This window comes from Pseudescherichia sp., from assembly GCF_031998825.1.
GTDB lineage: Bacteria > Pseudomonadota > Gammaproteobacteria > Enterobacterales > Enterobacteriaceae > Pseudescherichia.
This window is the reverse complement of the sequence record NZ_DAMACX010000019.1, coordinates 1-19,229: the sequence shown is the minus strand read 5'-3', so window position 1 is coordinate 19,229 and position 19,229 is coordinate 1. Positions and strand designations below refer to the sequence as shown.

Below are 19,229 nucleotides of genomic sequence, written 5' to 3'. Positions count from 1 at the left end.
AATTTACTCCTGTTCAATTTCCAGTCGCTGGATCTGCAGGCCGTCGTCGGCCACGATCTGCAACATATCGCTCTGGCACCGGGGACAGCGCCGCACCCGCTGGCTCAGCAGGGTCACGTACTGCTGGCAGGTTTCGCACCAGCACTCCGCCTGCTGCTCATCGAGATGCAGCGTGCAGCTTTCCGCCAGCGTGCCCCGGCATACCAGCTCAAAGCAGAAGGTGAGGGCGCTGCTCTCCACGCAGGAGAACGCGCCTATCTTCAGCCATACGCCGGTCACCCGCCGTGCTCCGTGGGCCGCCGCCTGCTGTTCAATAAGCTCCAGCGCCCGCTGGCAAAGGGTAATTTCGTGCATAGGGCCTCCCGTTATTCACTGCGCCGATAATGCAATAACGGTGCCAGCCAATGAAAACGACGTTACTGACGATGTCGACGCTGACGAAATGACACTGATTTTCAATCAATACTATTAAAAATCAATAAGTTAAAAAATGGCATGGAAAGTGCTATATGGGCTGGTCACAATTAACCGGGTAACCTGAAATGACCATTTGGGAAATTAGCGAAAAAGCTGACTTTATCGCCGAACGGCACCATCGCCTGCAAGAGGAGTGGCAGGCTTACTGCAACTCGCTGGTTCAGGGCATTACGCTCTCCAAAGCCCACCTGCATCACGGCATGTATTGCGCGCCGGAGCGGGATCTCTGCTTTGTTCTGTTTGAACACTTCCTTATTACCGTCACCCTGGCGGACGGCTTTAACAGCCATACCATCCACTATCTGGTAGAGAGCAAGAGCGGCGGCGAGCAGCTGCTGTTTGCCGAGGCCCAGCTGGCACAGGATGGCCGCATCGACGGTCGGATTAACAACCGCGACCGCGCTCAGGTGCTGGAGCATTACTTAGAGAAGATCGGTCCGGTTTACAACGGCCTGTATGCGGCAATTCAGAAAGACGCACCGTTAGATCTCCGCCAGCTTGTCGATCAATCCGCCCAGGCCTCGGTGGCCTGAATGCCTGCCGTGTCGAGGAGTGTCGAAATGACAGGCCGTCGGCACGATTTCGTCAAAAATGACCACCTGAGGAGTATCCGGTGAATCGTTTTGTTATCGCTGACGCCACGCTCTGTATTGGCTGCCACACCTGTGAAGCCGCCTGCTCAGAGACGCACCGCCAGCATGGGCTGCAATCGATGCCCCGCCTGAGCGTGATGCGCAGCGCGAAAGAGTCCGCCCCGCAGCTTTGTCACCACTGTGAGGATGCACCCTGCGCCGGGGTCTGCCCGGTGAACGCCATCAATCGTGTGGACGGCGCGGTACAGCTCAATGAGAGCCTGTGCGTGAGCTGCAAGCTGTGCGCCATTGCCTGTCCCTTCGGGGCGATTGAGATGAGCGGCAGCCGCCCGCTGCATATTCCGGCTAACGCCAACTCACCGAAAGCGCCCCCTGCGCCGCCTGCCCCTGCTCGCGTCAGCTCCCTGCTCGACTGGGTGTCCGGCGTACGCGCCGTGGCGGTGAAGTGCGATCTCTGCGATTTCGATGAGGGCGGCCCGGCCTGCATCCGCACCTGCCCAACCGGCGCGCTGCGGATGGTCAATTCGCTGGATATCGCCCGGGCCAGCAAACGCAAGCGCGAGCTGACCCTCAACGGCGACTATGGCGACCTCTCGCTGCTCAACCTGCAAGGAGGCGCGAAATGAGCGCATTTATGCTGATCGACCTGGCCGTGCTGCTGTTTGTTGCGGCGGCGGTGCTGGCGTTGCTTTTTTCGTTTCATCGCGGCTTAAGCGGCCTGCTGGCCGGTGTTGGCGGGGCAGTAGCCTGTGGGATGGTGATCGTCGTTGCTGCCGGACTGTTAACCGGGAAAACGGCAAGCGGGGAGAGTGCGGTGCTTTATCTGCCTCAGCTAGTACGCCTGACGCCGCTCAACGCCGTCTGGCTGCTGGCTATCGCCCTGCCGGGATTTTTTATCAGCCTATATAACGTAGCGTGGCTCCGCCATGCGCAGGTGAAAGTTAACGGCCTGCTGGTCAATCTGCTGATGGCGGCGGCGGTCTGCACTATCGTTGCCAGCGATCTGCTAACCCTGGTGGTGATGGCAGAGATCATGGCGCTGTGCGGGGCGTTTCTCACCGGCTGCGCGCAGTCCGGCAAGCTGTGGTTTACCCTGGGCCGCATCGGGACGCTGCTGCTGGTTGCCGCCTGCTGGTTGGTGTGGCAGCGCTACGGCACGCTGGAGATAACTGGCCTCGCGGCACGCTTCGCTGAAGATGCGCCGGGGACGGCGGTGTGGCTGCTCTGGCTGGTGGGATTCGGCATGCTGGCGGGCATTATCCCGCTGCACGGCTGGGTCCCTCAGGCGCACGCCGGAGCCGACGCCCCTGCGGCCGCGCTCTTCTCCGGCGTGGTGATGAAGGTCGGACTGTTTGGCCTCTTCGTTCTGCCGCTGCTGGCCGGCCAGGCTATGCCGCTGTGGTGGTGCCTCGGCCTGCTGCTGCTTGGGGCGGTGACCGCGTTTGTTGGCGGCCTCTATGCCTTAATGGAGCACAACATCCAGCGCCTGCTGGCGTACCACACCCTGGAGAATATCGGCATTATCCTGCTGGGCCTCGGCGCAGGACTGACCGGCGTGGCGCTCGGTCAGCCCGCACTGATTGCGTTGGGTCTTGTCGGCGGCCTCTATCACCTTATCAACCACAGCCTGTTTAAAACCCTGCTGCTGCTGGGCGCGGGCAGCGTCTGGTTCACTACCGGCCATCGCGATATCGAGAAGCTCGGCGGCATCGGTAAACGGATGCCGGTTATCTCCCTGATGATGCTGGTGGGGCTGATGGCGATGGCCGGGCTGCCGCCGCTGAACGGCTTTGCCGGTGAGTGGGTGATCTACCAGGGCTTCTTCTCCCTGAGCGGCAGCGACCTCTTTATCGCCCGCCTGCTCGGCCCGCTGCTGGCGGTAGGACTGGCGATCACCGGTGCGCTGGCGGTGATGTGTATGGCCAAGGTCTACGGCGTCACCTTCCTTGGCGCACCGCGTACTCCGGAAGCCGCTAAGGCTGGCCGTGCACCGTGGCTAATGACTGCCTCGGTCGTCGGGCTGGCTGTGTGCTGTCTCATCGGCGGCGTCGCCTCGCCGTGGCTGCTGCCGCTGCTCTCTGCCGCGGTGCCGTTACCGCTCGTTACTTCAAGCGTGGTCTCGCAGCCAATGATTGCCCTGCTGCTAATCGCCTGCCCGCTGCTGCCGTTCATCATCATGATGCTGTTCAAAGGTCGCCGCCTGCCGTCGCGCTCGCGCGGTGCAGCCTGGGCGTGCGGCTACGAGCATGAGCCGTCGATGGTGATCACCGCTCACGGCTTCGCGATGCCGGTGAAGGAGGCATTTGCCCCGGTGCTCGGCCTGCGTAAGCGGCTTAACCCGGTGGCGCTGATGCCGGTCTGGCAGCGCGCTGCTCCGGCGCTGGTTCGTCGTCTGGCGCTGGTCGAGCTGGCGGTGCTGGTGGTCATTGTTATCTCACGAGGAGCCTGAACATGAGCGTTCTCTATCCGTTACTTCAGGCGCTGGTGCTCTTTGCCTTTGCGCCGCTGCTGTCCGGGATAAGCCGCGTAGCCCGCGCCCGTCTGCACAATCGCCGTGGGCCTGGGGTACTGCAAGAGTACCGGGATCTGATCAAGCTGCTGGGCCGTCAGAGCGTCGCCCCGGCGGATGCCAGCTGGGTCTTCCGCCTGATGCCGTTTGTGATGATCGGCGTGATGCTGACCATCGCCACCGCGCTGCCGGTGGTGACCGTGGCCTCTCCGCTGCTGGCGCTGGGGGATCTCATCACCCTGATCTACCTCTTCGCCATTGCCCGTTTCTTCTTTGCTATCGCCGGGCTCGATACCGGTAGCCCCTTTACCGGCCTGGGAGCCAGCCGCGAGGCGATGCTCGGCGTGCTGGTGGAGCCGATCCTGCTTCTCGGCCTGTGGGTTGTGGCGCTGGTGGCGGGGTCGACCCACATCAGCGCTATGACCGCCACGCTCTGGTCCTGGCCCGCCGCACGCAGCATTCCGCTGCTGCTGGCGCTCTGCGCCTGCGCCTTCGCCACCTTTATCGAGATGGGCAAGCTGCCGTTCGATCTCGCCGAAGCCGAGCAGGAGCTGCAGGAAGGCCCGTTAACCGAGTACAGCGGCTATGGCTTTGCCCTGCTGAAGTGGGGTATCAGCCTCAAGCAGCTGGTGGTATTGCAGCTGTTTGTCGGCCTCTTCCTGCCGTGGGGGCAGATGGTGACCTTTAGCGCGGGCGGCCTGCTGCTGGCGCTGGCGGTGGCCGTCGTCAAGCTGGTGCTGGGCGTGCTGGTTATCGCCCTGTTTGAGAACAGCATGGCGCGGCTGCGCTTCTGCGCGGCCTCCCGCGTAACCTGGGCCGGGTTTGGCTTGGCATTTTTAGCCTTCGTCTCCTTGCTGGCGGCGTGATGAAAGAGAGTTTGAACATGTCTGAAGAAAAATTGGGTCAGCACTACCTGGCGGCGCTGCACCAGGCGATTCCCGGCGCGGTGCTGGATGAGGCCTGGCAGACCCGCGATCAGCTGACCATTACCGTGAAGGTGAACGCCCTGCCGGAGGTGGTGGAGTATCTCTACTACCAGCAGGGGGGCTGGCTGTCGGTGCTGTTTGGTAATGACGAGCGCCAGCTCTGCGGCCGCTATGCCGTCTACTACGTGCTGTCGATGGAGCAGGGCACTAAGTGCTGGATCACCGTGCGCGTAGAGGTCGATGCCAACACGCTGGAGTTCCCGTCGGTCACGCCGCGCGTGCCTGCCGCCGTCTGGGGCGAGCGCGAGGTACGCGATATGTACGGCCTGATCCCGGTTGGCCTGCCGGACGAGCGTCGGCTGGTGCTGCCGGACGACTGGCCGGATGAACTCTATCCGCTGCGTAAAGACAGCATGGACTACCGTCAGCGTCCCGCGCCGACCACCGACAGCGAGACCTACGAGTTCATCAACGAGCTGGGCAGCAAAAAGAACAACGTGGTGCCTATCGGCCCGCTGCACGTCACCTCTGACGAGCCGGGACACTTCCGCCTCTTCGTCGATGGAGAAAACATTATCGACGCCGACTACCGCCTCTTCTACGTCCATCGCGGCATGGAGAAGCTGGCGGAGACCCGCATGGGCTACAACGAGGTGACCTTCCTGTCGGATCGCGTCTGCGGCATCTGCGGCTTCGCCCACAGCACCGCCTATACCACCTCGGTAGAGAACGCGATGGGCATCGCGGTGCCGGAGCGCGCCCAGATGATCCGCGCCATTCTGCTGGAGGTGGAGCGCCTGCACAGCCACCTGCTGAACCTCGGCCTGGCCTGCCACTTCGTTGGCTTCGACTCCGGTTTTATGCAGTTTTTCCGCGTGCGTGAGACCTCCATGAAGATGGCGGAGATCCTCACTGGGGCACGTAAAACCTACGGCCTGAACCTGATCGGCGGCATTCGTCGCGACATGCTGAAGGATGACATGATCCAGACCCGGCAGCTTGCCCGCCAGATGCGCCGCGACGTGCAGGAGCTGGTGGACGTGCTGATGAGCACGCCGAATATCGAGCAGCGCACGGTGGGCATTGGCCGTCTCGATCCGCAGATCGCCCGCGACTTCAGCAACGTCGGCCCGATGGTGCGCGCCAGCGGCCACGCCCGGGATACCCGCGCCGATCACCCCTTTGTCGGCTACGGCTTGCTGCCGGTAGAGGTGCACAGCGAGCAGGGCTGCGACGTTATCTCCCGCCTCAAGGTGCGCATTAACGAGGTGCTCACTGCCCTGAATATGATCGAGTTTGGGCTGGATAACCTGCCCGGCGGCCCGCTGATGGTGGAGGGCTTCACCTATATCCCTAACCGCTTCGCCCTTGGCTTTGCCGAAGCGCCGCGCGGGGATGATATCCACTGGAGCATGACCGGGGATAACCAGAAGCTCTACCGCTGGCGCTGTCGGGCGGCGACCTACGCTAACTGGCCGACCCTGCGCTACATGCTGCGGGGCAACACCGTCTCTGACGCACCGCTGATCATCGGCAGCCTCGACCCCTGCTACTCCTGCACCGACCGTATGACGGTGGTGGACGTGCGCAAGAAGAAGAGCAAGGTCGTGCCTTACAAAGAGCTTGAGCGCTACGGCATCGAGCGTAAAAACTCGCCGCTGAAATAAGGAGTCGCCATGTTTACCTTTATCAAAAAAGCGATCAAAACCGGCACGCCGACCGCGTCCTATCCGCTGGCTCCCATCGAGGTGGATAAGCACTTTCGCGGCAAGCCGCAGCACGATCCCCGCCAGTGCATTGGCTGCGCGGCCTGCGTCAACGCCTGCCCCTCTAATGCCCTGTCGGTAGAGACCCTGCTGGCGAGCAGCGAGCAGGCCTGGCAGTTTAACCTCGGGCGCTGCATCTTCTGCGGGCGCTGCGAGGAGGTCTGCCCTACGGCGGCGATTACCCTCTCTCAGGAGTATGAGCTGGCGGTGTGGAGGAAAGAGGATTTTTTACAGCAGTCGCGCTTTGACCTGTGCCACTGCCGCGTCTGCGAGCGGCCTTTTGCGGTACAGAAAGAGATCGACTATGCCATTGCGCTGCTGGCGCATAACGGCGATAGCCGGGCGGAACATCACCGCGAAGGCTTCGAAACCTGTCCGGCGTGCAAGCGGCAGAAGTGCCTAGTGTCGTCCGATCGCATTGAACTTACTCGCCATATGCAGGAGGCCAGCTGATGAACAATTTACTCGGGCCGCGCGATGCCAACGGCATTCCCGTGCCGATGACGGTGGAGGAGTCCATCGCCAGCATGAAGGCCTCGCTGCTGAAAAAGATCAGGCGCTCGGCTTACGTCTACCGCGTCGACTGCGGGGGCTGCAACGGCTGCGAAATCGAAATCTTCGCCACCCTGTCACCGCTGTTTGACGCCGAACGCTTCGGCATCAAAGTTGTGCCCTCTCCGCGCCATGCCGACATTCTGCTGTTCACCGGAGCGGTGACCCGGGCGATGCACTCCCCGGCGCTGCGGGCCTGGCAGTCGGCTCCCGATCCGAAAATCTGCATCTCCTACGGGGCGTGCGGCAACAGCGGCGGCATCTTCCACGATCTCTACTGCGTCTGGGGCGGCACCGACAAAATCGTGCCGGTGGATGTCTACATTCCCGGCTGCCCGCCGACGCCCGCCGCAACGCTCTACGGCTTTGCCATGGCGCTGGGTCTGCTGGAGCAGAAAATTCACGCTCGCCTGCCGGGAGAAGAGGACAACCAGCCGGCGGCGCTGCTGCATGAGGATATCGTCCAGCCCCTGCGGGTGCGTGTCGATCGCGAGGCGCGGCGGCTGGCGGGCTACCGCTACGGTCGCGAGATCGCTGACGACTACCTGCGCCTGCGGGCGCTGGGGGAGAACCAGGTGGCGCGCTGGCTGGCGGCAGAGGACGATCCGCGTCTGAACGAGATTGTGGCGCACCTTAACGCCGTCGTCGATGAGGCGCGGATCTCATGAGTGAATCCGTGGTTTTCAGCCAGCTGAGCCGAAAGTTTATCGATGAGAACGATGCGACCCCCGCCGAGGCGCAGCAGGTGGTCTACTACAGCCTCGCCATTGGTCACCACCTGGGGGTAATCGACTGTCTGGAGGCGGCGCTGACCTGCCCGTGGGACGACTACCTGGCGTGGATCGCCACCCTGGAGGAGGGGAGCACTGCCCGGCGCAAGATGGCGGGCGTACCGAAGTATGGCGAGATTGTCATCGACCATTCGCATATTTCGCTGCTGGCAAGCGCCTTTGACCGGGCGCTGGCGATTCAAAATTCAGAGCAGCAGACGTGGAGCCGCGTGCTGCTCAGCATGCTGCATGATATTCATCAGGAGAGCGCCATCTATCTGATGGTGAGGAGAGTTCGTGATTGACGTTTTACTCTGCGTAGGCAACAGCATGATGGGGGACGATGGCGCAGGCCCGCTGCTGGCGGAGATGTGCGCCGCCCGGCAGCCGGGCACGTGGCAGGTGATTGATGGCGGCAGCGCGCCGGAGAATGACGTGGTGGCGATCCGCGAGCTGCGCCCGGATCGCTTGCTGATCGTCGACGCTACCGACATGGGACTCAACCCCGGTGAGATCCGTATTGTCGATCCCGACGACATCGCCGATCTGTTTATGATGACCACCCACAATATGCCCCTGAACTACCTGGTGGATCAGCTCAAAGAGGATGTGGGTGAGACGATCTTTCTTGGCATCCAGCCGGATATCGTCGGCTTCTACTATCCAATGACGCCGCCGGTTAAAGAGGCAGTGGAAACGGTGTATCAGCGGCTTGACGGCTGGCAGGGGCAGGGAGGATTTGCGGCGCTGGACTGCGATTAATTCGCAGCCCGAGAATAACTTTTCTGTGCAGAAGTGAATTTTAAAAGCACATTTAAGCGCTGGTAAAAATATTAGGATAAGGAAAGTACTACTAATTATTGGTCTTTAATAAGCGCCTTCACTGCTTCACGACGGCATACAAAAGATCGCTGCACGTAATTAATGATTAGGAATGTCCTTATGCCAGAAAATATTTTTACCGGCACCCCTGTGATTACCGTTAGCGATAATCGCAGCGTCACCGTGCGCACCCTGAACTGGAACCGTACGGAGGAGGGGCCAGATGCTTGCCTGCAGGTTACCCATAGCCAGATCCCTGACAGCATGCTTACACTTGCTGTCAGGGATCCGCGGCTATTTCAAACCTGGCAAAACAATAGCGGAGCAGGAGCGAACCTGACCACCTTTAGTTCGTTAGTAGGACAGTCTCTGCGTCGGGATAGTACGGATAGCGGCCAGGACATTATCGTATTTGATGCTGGAGGACGCTCAGTCTGGTCCTGGGATCCGCTGGAGAACGAAATGGGCTGGTCTTACGATGAACTAGGCCGGATGCTGTCTGCGAAAAAGCAGCTTAGCGGAACGGAGGAGACGATCACCTCCGCCACGTTCGTTTACGGCGATGACGATCCGCAGACAGTAGCCCCGCAGGATAATAATCTGCGGGGCGTCTGCGTGCGGCAGTACGACGAAGGGGGATTGTTGACCACAAACAGCATGGCCCTCAGCGGTGCGCTTCTCTCTTCCTCACAAACTTTTCTTGCGGACGCGGAGACGCTGCCTGACTGGCCGGAAGATGAGACGGGAAAAAGCGCGCTGCTTGAGACAACCGCCTACACCACTATTGTGCAGGCCGATGCGCTGGCCCGCACGATATGCCAGACGGATGCCTCGGGACATGCGATTAAAATAACCTACGATATCAGTGGCGCACCGGTGACGCAGAGCCTGAAGCTGAACGGCCAGCAGGCTGTTCCGCTGTTAACCTCCCTCACCTTTAGCGCTGCGGGCCAGGTACTGACGGAAGCCGCTGGGAATGGCGTGACGACATCTTACAGCTACGAAGCGACGACCCAGCGCTTGCAGGGAATATCGGCACTACGCAACAGCGATAGTACGCTACTCCAGTCGCTGTCATACCAATACGATCCCGTGGGTAACCTCTCTCTGGTGAGCGATGCAACAGTACCGACGGCCTGGTTTCGCAATCAGGCGACTAACGGAACTCGACACTTTAGCTATGATGCCCTGTACCAGCTCATTAGCGCTAGCGGGCGGGAAAACGCGTCCCAGGGCGCGCAAAATAATGCGCTTCCTGCTCCCGATGACCAGTACGTCGCCTACACCCGGACATACTACTACGATGACAGCGGCAACCTGGATACCCTGACGCACAGCGGCGCAGTAGCCAGTACGCTGGGTATGGTAATAGACAGTACATCTAACCGCAGCATCCGTCAGGACAGCAAAAAAAGCCTAACGCCGGCCGATGTAAACAGCTGGTTTACCTCGGCGGGACAGCTGAGAACGTTGCAAACTGGCACCCCCGACAGTGATACCACTGACAGCTTGCAGTGGGATTATAATCACCAGCTACATTCGGTCACGCTGGTGAACCGTAATGATGACCTCCGCCAGAGCGATCGTGAAGTGTACCAATACCGGGGCGGAACGCGAGTACGCAAACAGACGCGAATATTAACCAATGCAAGCAGCAATTTGTGGACGGTGAATGATGTGCGCTATCTCGCGGGGCTTGAATTGCGCAATACATGGCAGGAAACGGTAACTGATGGCAATGCCAGCGTCCCGGCATTCAGTGAACAGCTGGAAGTCGTGACGACGCAGGCGGGCCGCAGTCAAATTCGAGTGTTGCACTGGGTAACGGGGCTGCCATCGGGTATCGATAATGACCAACCGCGCTATAGCGTAGATGACAATATCGGTTCTTTACAGCTGGAGCTGGACGGCAGCGGTCAGCTCATCAGTCGGGAAGAGTATTACCCCTATGGTGGAACGGCGGTATGGACAACCGAGCGTGAAACAGAGGCGGGTTATAAGTTCATTCGCTATTCAGGTCATGAGCGGGACGCTACCGGACTCTATTATTATGGCTATCGGTACTATGCGCCCTGGCTCTGCCGCTGGACGGCATCCGATCCGGCTGGTGAAGTCAACGGTTTGAATCTCTTCAGGTTTGTATTCAATAACCCGACGACGTTATCCGATGCCTATGGGCTGGCAGGTATAAAGCCAAACGGTTTTCAATGGGTACAAAACCCAGGCGCAGGATATTTTAATTTTGCGGGTATGGCTCTGTTTTCTGAAAACCCAAACCTTGACGAAAGCGCAAGATATTTAAAAGATCAAGGCATTACAACTGTTATTTCAATAGAATTAGAAGATTACAAATCATCAAAAGCAGCGCTGCATAGGCAGGGTATAAGACATATTATACTACCGCTTCAAGATTGGCATGCCCCCTCAGTGGAGCAGTTGAAGGAGTATAACAGACTGATTGATCTCCACAGCATGGAGGGAGGTGTAGCCACCCATTGCTGGGGTGGAACGGGGCGAACGGGTATTTTCCTGGCGTCACGCCTTTTACATTTGGGAGTAGCGACCAGCGCGGAAGATGCATTTTTCTTAGTGCGCATGCTTTACAACGAGCACTCTATTGAATTAAAAGCGCAATATAATGCGCTGGCTCGATATGCAGACAGTTTAGGCTACGAACCCTCTATGCCGGTAGAGCAGTTATCAGCATTAGACGACCCATTAGATCCCACAAAGAAAGTCGGAGATCACTGGCATAGTGGGCAAGGAGAAGTTGGTATGGATAAAGATCCGGGCCATTTTGGAGATATGAATTATAAAGCTAGTGAAACAGTAAATAATATAGGCGCAGGTATAGTATCTGCCGCTGGATGGCAAGAAATAGTCCCTCCATACTCTAAAACATATGAGCCACCTTCCGCTGTTAATAATGCTCTTCCAGCAGCAATACCTGTGGCTGCTCCAGTGGCAGCACCTGTCATGGCGCCTGCGGCGGCTCCGGCATCAGCCAGGAAGCACACCAGTTTCTTGCAATCTTTGAAAAAAGCGGTGACTCGGCCTTTCATCTCTTTATTCAACAGAATAAGTAATTGGCTTCATCCTAAAACCCCTGCGGCAATATAAGTGCCATAACGCCCGGTGGCGCTACGCTTACCGGGCCTACAGGATCGTAGGCCGGTGCAAGCGCAGCGCCGCCCGGCGAAAACCTACTCTAAATCCGCCCCGTTGCTGGCGATCACCTTCTTATACCACCAGAACGACTTCTTGCGGACGCGGTCCAGCGTGCCGTTGCCATGGTCGTCGCGGTCAACGTAGACAAAGCCGTAGCGCTTGCTCATCTCCCCCGTTGAGGCCGCCACCAGATCGATGCAGCCCCAGGAGGTGTAGCCGAGCAGGGGAATGCCGTCCGCCACCGCCTCGCCCATGGCACGAATATGCTCCCGCAGGTAGCTGATGCGGTAGTCGTCGTTAATCTCGCCGTTAGCATCGAACGCGTCCCGCGCCCCCAGCCCGTTTTCCACCAGGAACAGCGGCTTCTGGTAGCGGTCGTACATCATGTTCATGGTGATGCGCAGGCCGAGAGGATCGATACCCCAGCCCCACTCGCTGGCCTCGATGTACGGGTTTTTCAGCGATTTGACGACGTTGGCCGCGCTGGTGTTGCCCGCGTTCATCTCCGCCGAGGCGCAGCGGGAGGCGTAGTAGCTGAACGACACAAAATCGACGGTGTGCTTGAGGATCTCCTCGTCACCGGGCAGGATCTCAATGGCAATCCCCTTCTCGCGGAACATGCGTCCCGTCCACGCCGGGTAGGCTCCGCGCGCCTGAACGTCAATAAAGAACAGGTTTTCGCGATCCTTCTCCAGCGCCGCCCAGACGTCCTCTGGCTTGCAGGAGTAGGGGTAGAAGTTACCGCCCGCCAGCATACAGCCGACCTGGTTGTCTGAATTCACCTCGTGAGCAATTTGGGTGGCCAGCGCGCTGGCGATCAGCTCGTGGTGCGCCGCCTGGTACTTGACCCACTCCGGGTTTTCACCCTCTTCAAACACCAGCCCCGCGCCTGAATAGGGGCTGTGCAGCATGATGTTAATTTCATTGAATGTGAGCCAGTACTTCACCAGCCCGTCGAACGCCTCAAAGCAGGTGCGGGCGTAGCGGGTGAAGAACTCCACCATCTTACGGTTACGCCATGAACCGTACTCGCGAACCAGATGCATCGGCACGTCGAAGTGACACAGGGTCACCAGCGGCTCGATGTTGTACTTCCGGCACTCCTCAAATACTGCCCTGTAGAAGGCGATCCCTTCAGGGTTAGGCGTCAGCTCGTCGCCGTTGGGATAGAGGCGCGCCCAGGCGATAGAGGTGCGAAACACGGTGAATCCCATCTCCGCCATCAGGGCGATATCTTCCCGGTAGCGATGATAGAAATCGATCGCCTCGTGGCTGGGGTAGAACTCATCGTCGCGCAGGGTAAAGCGCTTCTCCAGGCCCAGCTTGACCGGCAGACGGTTTGCGCCGTGCGGAATGGTATCAACGGTGGTCAGCCCTTTGCCGCCTTCGCGATACGCCCCCTCCGACTGGTTGGCGGCCAGTGCGCCGCCCCATAAAAATCCCTCTGGAAATACAGACATAATTTACCTCTTGTTAAATCAGGCTCTGGCCGCTGCCGCTGGTTTTGCTGCCTGCAACGCACGCGCTTTGGCTGCCTCATCCTCGACGGGCAGATCCTCAAAGCCCAGCAGCAGGGTGAGCACAAACGACAGCACCACCGCCAGCGCCATCACGGCAAAGACCCAGACAATGCTCATTGGATTAGCGGGGTCGAAGAATTGGACGCTGGTAAAAAGTCCCGGTGCAGCCATCGAGTGGCTGGCAAGCCCGGCGATCCCGGCCACCGCGCCGCAGATAAAGCCGCTGATCAGGCTGGCGACCAGGGGGCGCTTCAGGCGCACCGCCACCCCGTAGAGCGCAGGCTCGGAGATCCCCGCCAGAATGGCCGAGGCCGCCGCCGCCAGCGCCGTCTGGCGCAGCTCCGGGTTTTTGGTTTTCCACGCCACCGCCAGCGACGAGCCGCCCAGCGACAGGTTCGCGCCAATCTCGGACGGCATCACCATGCCCTCTTTGCCGGTCTCGGCGATGGTCTGGATGATGGTCGGGGTAAAGACGCGGTGCATGCCGGTCATTACCAGCAGCGGCCAGAGCGCGCCCATGATCGCCACCGACAGCCAGCCCAGGTAGCTGTGAATGGTGTAGACCAGCGCGGAGATGGCGCTGCCGATCCAGATCCCGATCGGCCCGATCAGCAGGATGGCGAGCGGGGCGGCGATCAGCACGATCAGCATCGGCTTAAGGAAGTTTTTCGTTACCGCCGGGGTGATGCGATCCACCCAGCGTTCGATCCAGGAGAGGCACCAGGTCATCACCAGCGCCGGGATCACCGTGTAGGTATACTTCACCGCTGTCACCGGAACCAGGGCGAACTCCACCTGCTGGCCCTGGGCCGCTTTCGCCATCAGCTCGATAAAGCTCGGATGCACCAGCACCCCGGCGATGGCAATGGCCAGCGACATGTTGGTTTTAAACTTCACCGCCGCCGAGGCCGCTACCATCAGCGGCAGGAAGAAGAAGGCGCCGTCGCCAATCACGGTGAGGATCGTCAGCGTGGAGGAGCCTTTCTCCAGCACGCCGGTCATCTCAAGGATCATCGCCAGCAGCTTGACCATCGAGCCGCCGATGATCGCCGGGATCAGCGGTGACATGGTGCCGATCAGCGCGTCGAGAATGCCCGCGCCAATGCGCCGCAGGGTCAGCTTTTGCGGCCCGGTGTCTGCCACCGGCTGCATATCGGCCGGCAGCAGGCGCACCACTTCGGCATAGGCCTGCGACACCGTATTACCGATGATCACCTGGCACTGGCTGTCGCTGCGCACCACGCCCATCACGCCGGGAGTGCTTTTCAGCGTGGCGCTGTCGATTTGCGTCTCATCTTTCACCACAAAACGCAGGCGCGTCATGCAGTGGGTGACGGCGGCGATATTATCCGCCCCGCCCAGCGCGGTGACCACGGTCGTCGCCAGCGCGGCATAGTTTTTGGCCATCGGATTTTTATCCTGTTTTAGTAGGGGGTTACGACTGCACCGCGAGCAGTGAGACGTGATGTAGGAAACCGGTTCCACAAAATCATGCTGAGTTTCATTTTTATATTCAATGGCGGATGTTTAGAACCGTGAGGGCGATCACCATGATCGCCGCCAGGCAAAGCGCTGCAAATCCACGTCGGGTGCAGTAAACTGCGGATATGCAAATGAAAGGAAAGCACATATGACCACGATGCTGGAGGTAGCGAAGCGGGCAGGGGTATCGAAGGCGACGGTATCCCGCGTGCTGTCAGGCAACGGCTACGTTGGCCAGGAGACCAAGGAGCGCGTATTCAAGGCGATCGAGGAGAGCGGCTACCGGCCTAACCTGCTGGCGCGTAACCTGGCGGCGAAAACCACCCAGACCCTCGGGCTGGTGGTGACCAACACCCTCTACCACGGGGTCTACTTCAGCGAGCTGCTGTTTCACGCGGCGCGGATGACGGAGGATCGCGGTCGTCAACTGATCCTCGCCGACGGCAAGCACAGCGCCGAGGAGGAGCGACAGGCGATCCAGTATCTGCTCGATCTACGCTGCGATGCGATCGTGATCTACCCGCGCTTTCTCAGCGTCGACGAGATCGACACGATCATCGACGGCCACACCCAACCCATTATGGTGCTCAACCGGCGGCTGCGTAAAAACAGCAGCCACTGCGTCTACTGCGACCAGAAAAGCACCAGCCTGGCGGCGGTAGAGACGCTGCTGGCCCAGGGGCATCGGGATATCGCCTTTATCACCGGCTCTCTCGACTCGCCTACCGGCAACGAGCGTCTCTCCGGCTATAGAGAGGCGCTGGAGCGCCATGGCGTGGCGGTGCGTAACGAGCTGATTGTCGAGGGGAAGTGGACGCCTGCCAGCGGCTCGGCAGGTGTGGCGACGCTGCTGGAGCGCGGGGTGCGCTTCAGCGCGCTGGTAGCCAGCAATGACGACATGGCGATTGGCGCCATTAGCCAGCTGCACAGCAGCGGCATTCCCGTCCCGGAGCAGGTCTCGGTGATTGGCTTCGATGATATTGCCATCGCCCCCTATACCGTCCCGCCGCTGGCCAGCGTCAAAATCCCGGTAACGGAGATGATCAAAGAGACCATCAACCGCCTTATTTTTATGCTTGATGGCGGGGAGTTCACGACCCAGCCACCCTTTACCGGCGAGCTGATCCTGCGCGGCTCCGTTAGCCACGGTCCGCACGTCTGACGTCGACAGCTGTCATCGTCACAAGTGTCGATGACAGTTTTCTCTTGTTTTAAAAGCGTTATAAATCAAGACAATAAACTCTGGCACGATTCGTGAATACTCCGGCACACTACCGTTAATGCTGGAGAATTTGATGAACCGTTTCATCATGGCCGACGCCAGTAAATGTATTGGCTGCCGTACCTGTGAAGTTGCTTGCGTGGTCTCCCACCAGGCGCAACAGGATTGTGCCTCTTTAACCCCCGACAGCTTCCTGCCGCGTATTCACGTTATTAAAGGCGTGAACGTCTCTACCGCAACCCTGTGCCGTCAGTGCGAGGACGCGCCCTGTGCCAACGTCTGCCCCAATGGCGCCATCAGCCGGGACAAAGGTTTTGTTAACGTCATGCAGGAGCGCTGCATCGGGTGCAAAACCTGCGTGGTCGCCTGCCCCTATGGCGCGATGGAGGTCGTTGTGCGCCCGGTGGTCCGCAACAGCGGCGCGGGCCTGAACGTGCGGGCGGAGAAAGCCGAGGCCAACAAGTGCGACCTCTGCCACACCCGCGAGGCGGGCCCCGCCTGCATGGAGGTCTGTCCTACCGAGGCGCTGGTCTGCGTCGACAGGGCACGTCTGGAGCAGCTCAGCGCCGAGAGACGCCGCCGTGCGGCCCTCGATACCGCGGCCTCACTTCTCTTTTAACTGAACAGTATTTCAACTTTTAACAGGTCTGTTACTGATGAAAAAAATTACGAGCGTTTGTCCCTACTGCGGCGCAGGCTGCAAGCTGAAGCTGGTGGTCGATAACAACAAAATTATTCGTGCCGAAGCGGCGGAAGGCGTCACCAACCAGAATCAGCTCTGCCTGAAGGGTTACTACGGCTGGGATTTCCTTAACGATACGAAACTCCTGACGCCGCGCCTGACCCAGCCGATGATCCGCTACCAAAAAGGCGGCAAATTAACGCCCGTAAGCTGGGATGAAGCCATTCGCTACACCGCAAAGCGGCTGGGGGAGATCAAGGCCCAGCACGGCGGCCGGGCGATCATGACCACCGGCTCCTCGCGCGGGACCGGCAACGAAACCAACTATGTGATGCAGAAGTTTGCTCGCGGCGTGCTGCACACCAACAATGTCGACTGCTGCGCCAGGGTCTGTCACGGCCCATCGGTAGCGGGCCTGCAGGAGGCGCTGGGCAACGGGGCGATGAGCAACTCCATCGGCGACATTGAACACTCCCGCTGCCTGCTGGTGTTCGGCTACAACTGCGCCGACTCGCACCCGATCGTTGCCCGCCGGGTGATCAAAGCTAAACAGAACGGGGCGAAGATCATCGTCTGCGATCCGCGCCGGATCGAAACCGCGCGCATTGCCGATCAGCATCTGCAGATCAACAACGGCTGCAATATGGCGCTGGTCAACGCCTTTGGCTACGTGCTGCTGGAGGAGGAGCTGTACGACAGAGAGTATGTAGCCAGCTTTACCAGCGGCCTCGATGCCTATCGTGAGGTGGTTAAAGACTATGCGCCCGAGGCGGTTGAGCACCTGACCGGGGTCAGCGCCCAGCAGATCCGTCAGGCGATGCGCACCTACGCCGCAGCACCGTCGGCCACCATCATGTGGGGCATGGGCGTTACCCAGTTCGGCCAGGCGGTGGACGTGGTGAAAGGCCTGGCGAGCCTGGCGCTGCTCACCGGCAACCTCGGCCGGGAGCACGTCGGCGTCGGGCCGGTGCGCGGGCAGAACAACGTCCAGGGGGCGTGCGATATGGGGGTGATCCCCAACCAGTTCCCTGGCTACCAGGACGTGGTGGATCCGGCGGTGCGGGAGAAATTCGCCAGGGCCTGGGGGATTAACGCTGCGGATATGGACGACCAGGTCGGGGTGCGCATTACAGAAGTGCCGCACCTGGCGCTGGAGGGCAAGGTCAAAGCCTACTACATCATGGGTGAGGATCCGCTCCAGACCGAAGCCGACCTGGGTCTGGTGCGCAAGGGCTTTGAGGCCCTCGACTTCGTGGTGGTGCAGGATATCTTTATGACCAAAACCGCCGAGCAGGCGGATGTTCTGCTGCCCGCGACCTCCTGGGGTGAACACGGCGGCGTCTTTACCTGCGCCGATCGCGGCTTCCAGCGTTTCGAGAAGGCGGTAGAGGCGCAGTACAACGTCAAGCGCGACTGGGAGATCATCAGCCTGATCGCCACCGAGATGGGCTACCCGATGCATTACGACAGCAACCAGCAGATCTGGGATGAGCTGCGCGAGCTGTGCCCGCTCTTCTACGGCGTCACCTACGAGAAGATGGGCGATATGGGGCACGTGCAGTGGCCCTGTCCAACCCTGGATCATCCGGGAACGCCCTATCTATACCAGGGCAACAGGTTCGATACCCCTGACGGCAAAGGGCACCTGTTTGCGGCACAGTGGCGCGCGCCTGCCGAAGTGCCGGACGCCGACTTCCCGCTGGTGCTCTGCACCGTGCGCGAGGTGGGCCACTACTCCTGCCGTTCGATGACCGGCAACTGCGCGGCGCTGCAAACCCTCGCCGACGAGCCGGGCTTTGTGCAGATCAGCCCGGACGATGCCCAGGCGCTCGGTATTCATGACCGGCAGCTGGTGTGGGTTGAGTCCCGACGCGGGAAAGTGATCAGCCGTGCCGACGTGAACGAGCGCATTAATCGCGGCAGCGTCTACATGACCTACCAGTGGTGGATTGGGGCCTGCAACGAGCTCACCCAGGACAACCTTGACCCCATCTCCAAAACGCCGGAGACCAAGTATTGCGCGGTGAAGGTCAGCGCGATAGCCGATCAGCCCTGGGCGGAAAGCTATACCCAGACCACCTATCAGGCGATGAAAACCCGCCTGCGTGACGCGGCGGTGTAGGGGCATGAGCGGGAGCGGCGTCCTTATCCGCGTGCGCGGCAAAGTGCAGGGGGTGGGCTTCCGCCCCTTTGTCTGGCAGCTGGCGCAGCGGCTCCAGCGTACCGGCGACGTCTGCAACGACGGGCAGGGCGTGGTGGTGCGGCTCTGGGGAGAGGAGGCCGGGTTTATGGCGCAGATGCGGCAGGCCTGCCCGCCGCTGGCGCGCATCGACCAGACCGACGCCGTGCCGTTTCACTGGCCGCAGCGTCCTGTGACGTTCACTATTCTGCCCAGCGCGGGGGGCGGAATGGATACCCAGATCGTGCCGGATGCGGCTACCTGTCCGGCCTGCCTGGCGGAGATGAACGATCCCACGGATCGCCGCTATCGCTACCCCTTCGTCAACTGCACCCACTGCGGGCCGCGGGTGACCATTATCCGCGCTATGCCCTATGACCGCCCGCAGACCGCGATGGCAGCCTTTCCGCTCTGTCCGGCCTGCGAGGCAGAGTATCGCAATCCGGCGGATCGCCGCTTTCACGCCCAGCCGGTGGCCTGCCCGGATTGCGGTCCGCAGCTGACGTGGCATGCGGCGGGCGAGACGCTGGCAGGAGAGGCGGCCTTGAGGGCGGCGGTGGC

General features: G+C 60.4%; 17 protein-coding genes. 14 read left to right on the top strand and 3 right to left on the bottom strand.

The window, feature by feature from the left end; genetic code table 11:
* Positions 1-3: 3 nt before the first annotated feature.
* Positions 4-354, bottom strand: a complete 351-nt coding sequence (gene hypA, locus RTP97_RS10715) for a hydrogenase maturation nickel metallochaperone HypA (RefSeq protein ID WP_312413445.1) — start codon at positions 352-354, stop codon at positions 4-6.
* A gap of 188 nt (positions 355-542) precedes the next feature.
* Between hypA and hycA the strand changes: the two genes are divergently transcribed.
* The 10 genes from hycA to RTP97_RS10665 all read left to right on the top strand — a co-directional run bounded on the left by hycA (position 543) and on the right by RTP97_RS10665 (position 11,535).
* Positions 543-1,010, top strand: coding sequence for a formate hydrogenlyase regulator HycA (hycA, locus tag RTP97_RS10710; RefSeq protein WP_312413442.1), 468 nt, complete (start codon positions 543-545; stop codon positions 1,008-1,010).
* An 80-nt stretch (positions 1,011-1,090) separates the two neighbouring features.
* A complete protein-coding gene (locus RTP97_RS10705) occupies positions 1,091-1,696 on the top strand; it encodes a 4Fe-4S dicluster domain-containing protein (protein ID WP_312413439.1) in 606 nt (201 codons plus the stop codon).
* Positions 1,693-3,519 carry a formate hydrogenlyase subunit 3 gene (gene hycC, locus RTP97_RS10700; protein ID WP_312413434.1) on the top strand — a complete coding sequence of 609 codons (1,827 nt, stop codon included), beginning with the start codon at positions 1,693-1,695 and terminating at the stop codon, positions 3,517-3,519. The genes RTP97_RS10705 and hycC overlap by 4 nt, the downstream gene beginning before the upstream one ends.
* 2 nt (positions 3,520-3,521) lie before the next feature.
* Positions 3,522-4,445, top strand: coding sequence for a respiratory chain complex I subunit 1 family protein (locus RTP97_RS10695; RefSeq protein ID WP_312413431.1), 924 nt, complete (start codon positions 3,522-3,524; stop codon positions 4,443-4,445).
* A 17-nt stretch (positions 4,446-4,462) separates the two neighbouring features.
* A complete protein-coding gene (hycE, locus tag RTP97_RS10690) occupies positions 4,463-6,172 on the top strand; it encodes a formate hydrogenlyase subunit HycE (protein ID WP_312413428.1) in 1,710 nt (569 codons plus the stop codon).
* A 9-nt stretch (positions 6,173-6,181) separates the two neighbouring features.
* A complete protein-coding gene (locus RTP97_RS10685) occupies positions 6,182-6,724 on the top strand; it encodes a formate hydrogenlyase complex iron-sulfur subunit (RefSeq protein ID WP_312413425.1) in 543 nt (180 codons plus the stop codon).
* Positions 6,724-7,491, top strand: coding sequence for an NADH-quinone oxidoreductase subunit B family protein (locus RTP97_RS10680; protein ID WP_312413422.1), 768 nt, complete (start codon positions 6,724-6,726; stop codon positions 7,489-7,491). Before RTP97_RS10685 ends, RTP97_RS10680 begins: the two co-directional genes overlap by 1 nt.
* Positions 7,488-7,898, top strand: a complete 411-nt coding sequence (locus RTP97_RS10675) for a formate hydrogenlyase maturation HycH family protein (RefSeq protein WP_312413420.1) — start codon at positions 7,488-7,490, stop codon at positions 7,896-7,898. Before RTP97_RS10680 ends, RTP97_RS10675 begins: the two co-directional genes overlap by 4 nt.
* Positions 7,891-8,355, top strand: coding sequence for a hydrogenase maturation peptidase HycI (gene hycI, locus RTP97_RS10670; protein WP_312413417.1), 465 nt, complete (start codon positions 7,891-7,893; stop codon positions 8,353-8,355). The genes RTP97_RS10675 and hycI overlap by 8 nt, the downstream gene beginning before the upstream one ends.
* Positions 8,356-8,535: 180 nt before the next feature.
* Positions 8,536-11,535 carry an RHS repeat-associated core domain-containing protein gene (locus tag RTP97_RS10665; RefSeq protein WP_312413415.1) on the top strand — a complete coding sequence of 1,000 codons (3,000 nt, stop codon included), beginning with the start codon at positions 8,536-8,538 and terminating at the stop codon, positions 11,533-11,535.
* A gap of 83 nt (positions 11,536-11,618) precedes the next feature.
* On the opposite strand, the gene RTP97_RS10660 is transcribed toward RTP97_RS10665, so the two are convergent.
* On the bottom strand, positions 11,619-13,043 hold the full coding sequence (locus RTP97_RS10660; protein ID WP_312413414.1) for a 6-phospho-beta-glucosidase: 1,425 nt from the start codon (positions 13,041-13,043) through the stop codon (positions 11,619-11,621).
* 18 nt (positions 13,044-13,061) lie between these two features.
* The gene (gene ascF, locus RTP97_RS10655) at positions 13,062-14,510 is read right to left on the bottom strand and encodes a PTS cellobiose/arbutin/salicin transporter subunit IIBC (RefSeq protein ID WP_312213614.1); all 1,449 of its coding nucleotides are present in this window, start codon (positions 14,508-14,510) and stop codon (positions 13,062-13,064) included.
* 223 nt (positions 14,511-14,733) lie between these two features.
* Here ascF and RTP97_RS10650 point away from each other — a divergent pair, with 223 nt between their 5' ends.
* From RTP97_RS10650 to RTP97_RS10635, 4 genes are all read left to right on the top strand, one after another.
* Complete coding sequence (locus RTP97_RS10650) at positions 14,734-15,747, top strand: LacI family DNA-binding transcriptional regulator (RefSeq protein ID WP_312413412.1); 1,014 nt, start codon at positions 14,734-14,736, stop codon at positions 15,745-15,747.
* 133 nt (positions 15,748-15,880) lie between these two features.
* Positions 15,881-16,426 carry an electron transport protein HydN gene (gene hydN / locus RTP97_RS10645; protein WP_312413410.1) on the top strand — a complete coding sequence of 182 codons (546 nt, stop codon included), beginning with the start codon at positions 15,881-15,883 and terminating at the stop codon, positions 16,424-16,426.
* A 37-nt stretch (positions 16,427-16,463) separates the two neighbouring features.
* Positions 16,464-18,611 (top strand): formate dehydrogenase subunit alpha, encoded by a 2,148-nt coding sequence (fdhF, locus tag RTP97_RS10640; RefSeq protein ID WP_312413407.1) that lies wholly within the window; start codon positions 16,464-16,466, stop codon positions 18,609-18,611.
* 4 nt (positions 18,612-18,615) lie between these two features.
* The coding region (locus RTP97_RS10635; RefSeq protein WP_312413404.1) for an acylphosphatase at positions 18,616-19,229 on the top strand (614 nt) is incomplete at its 3' end.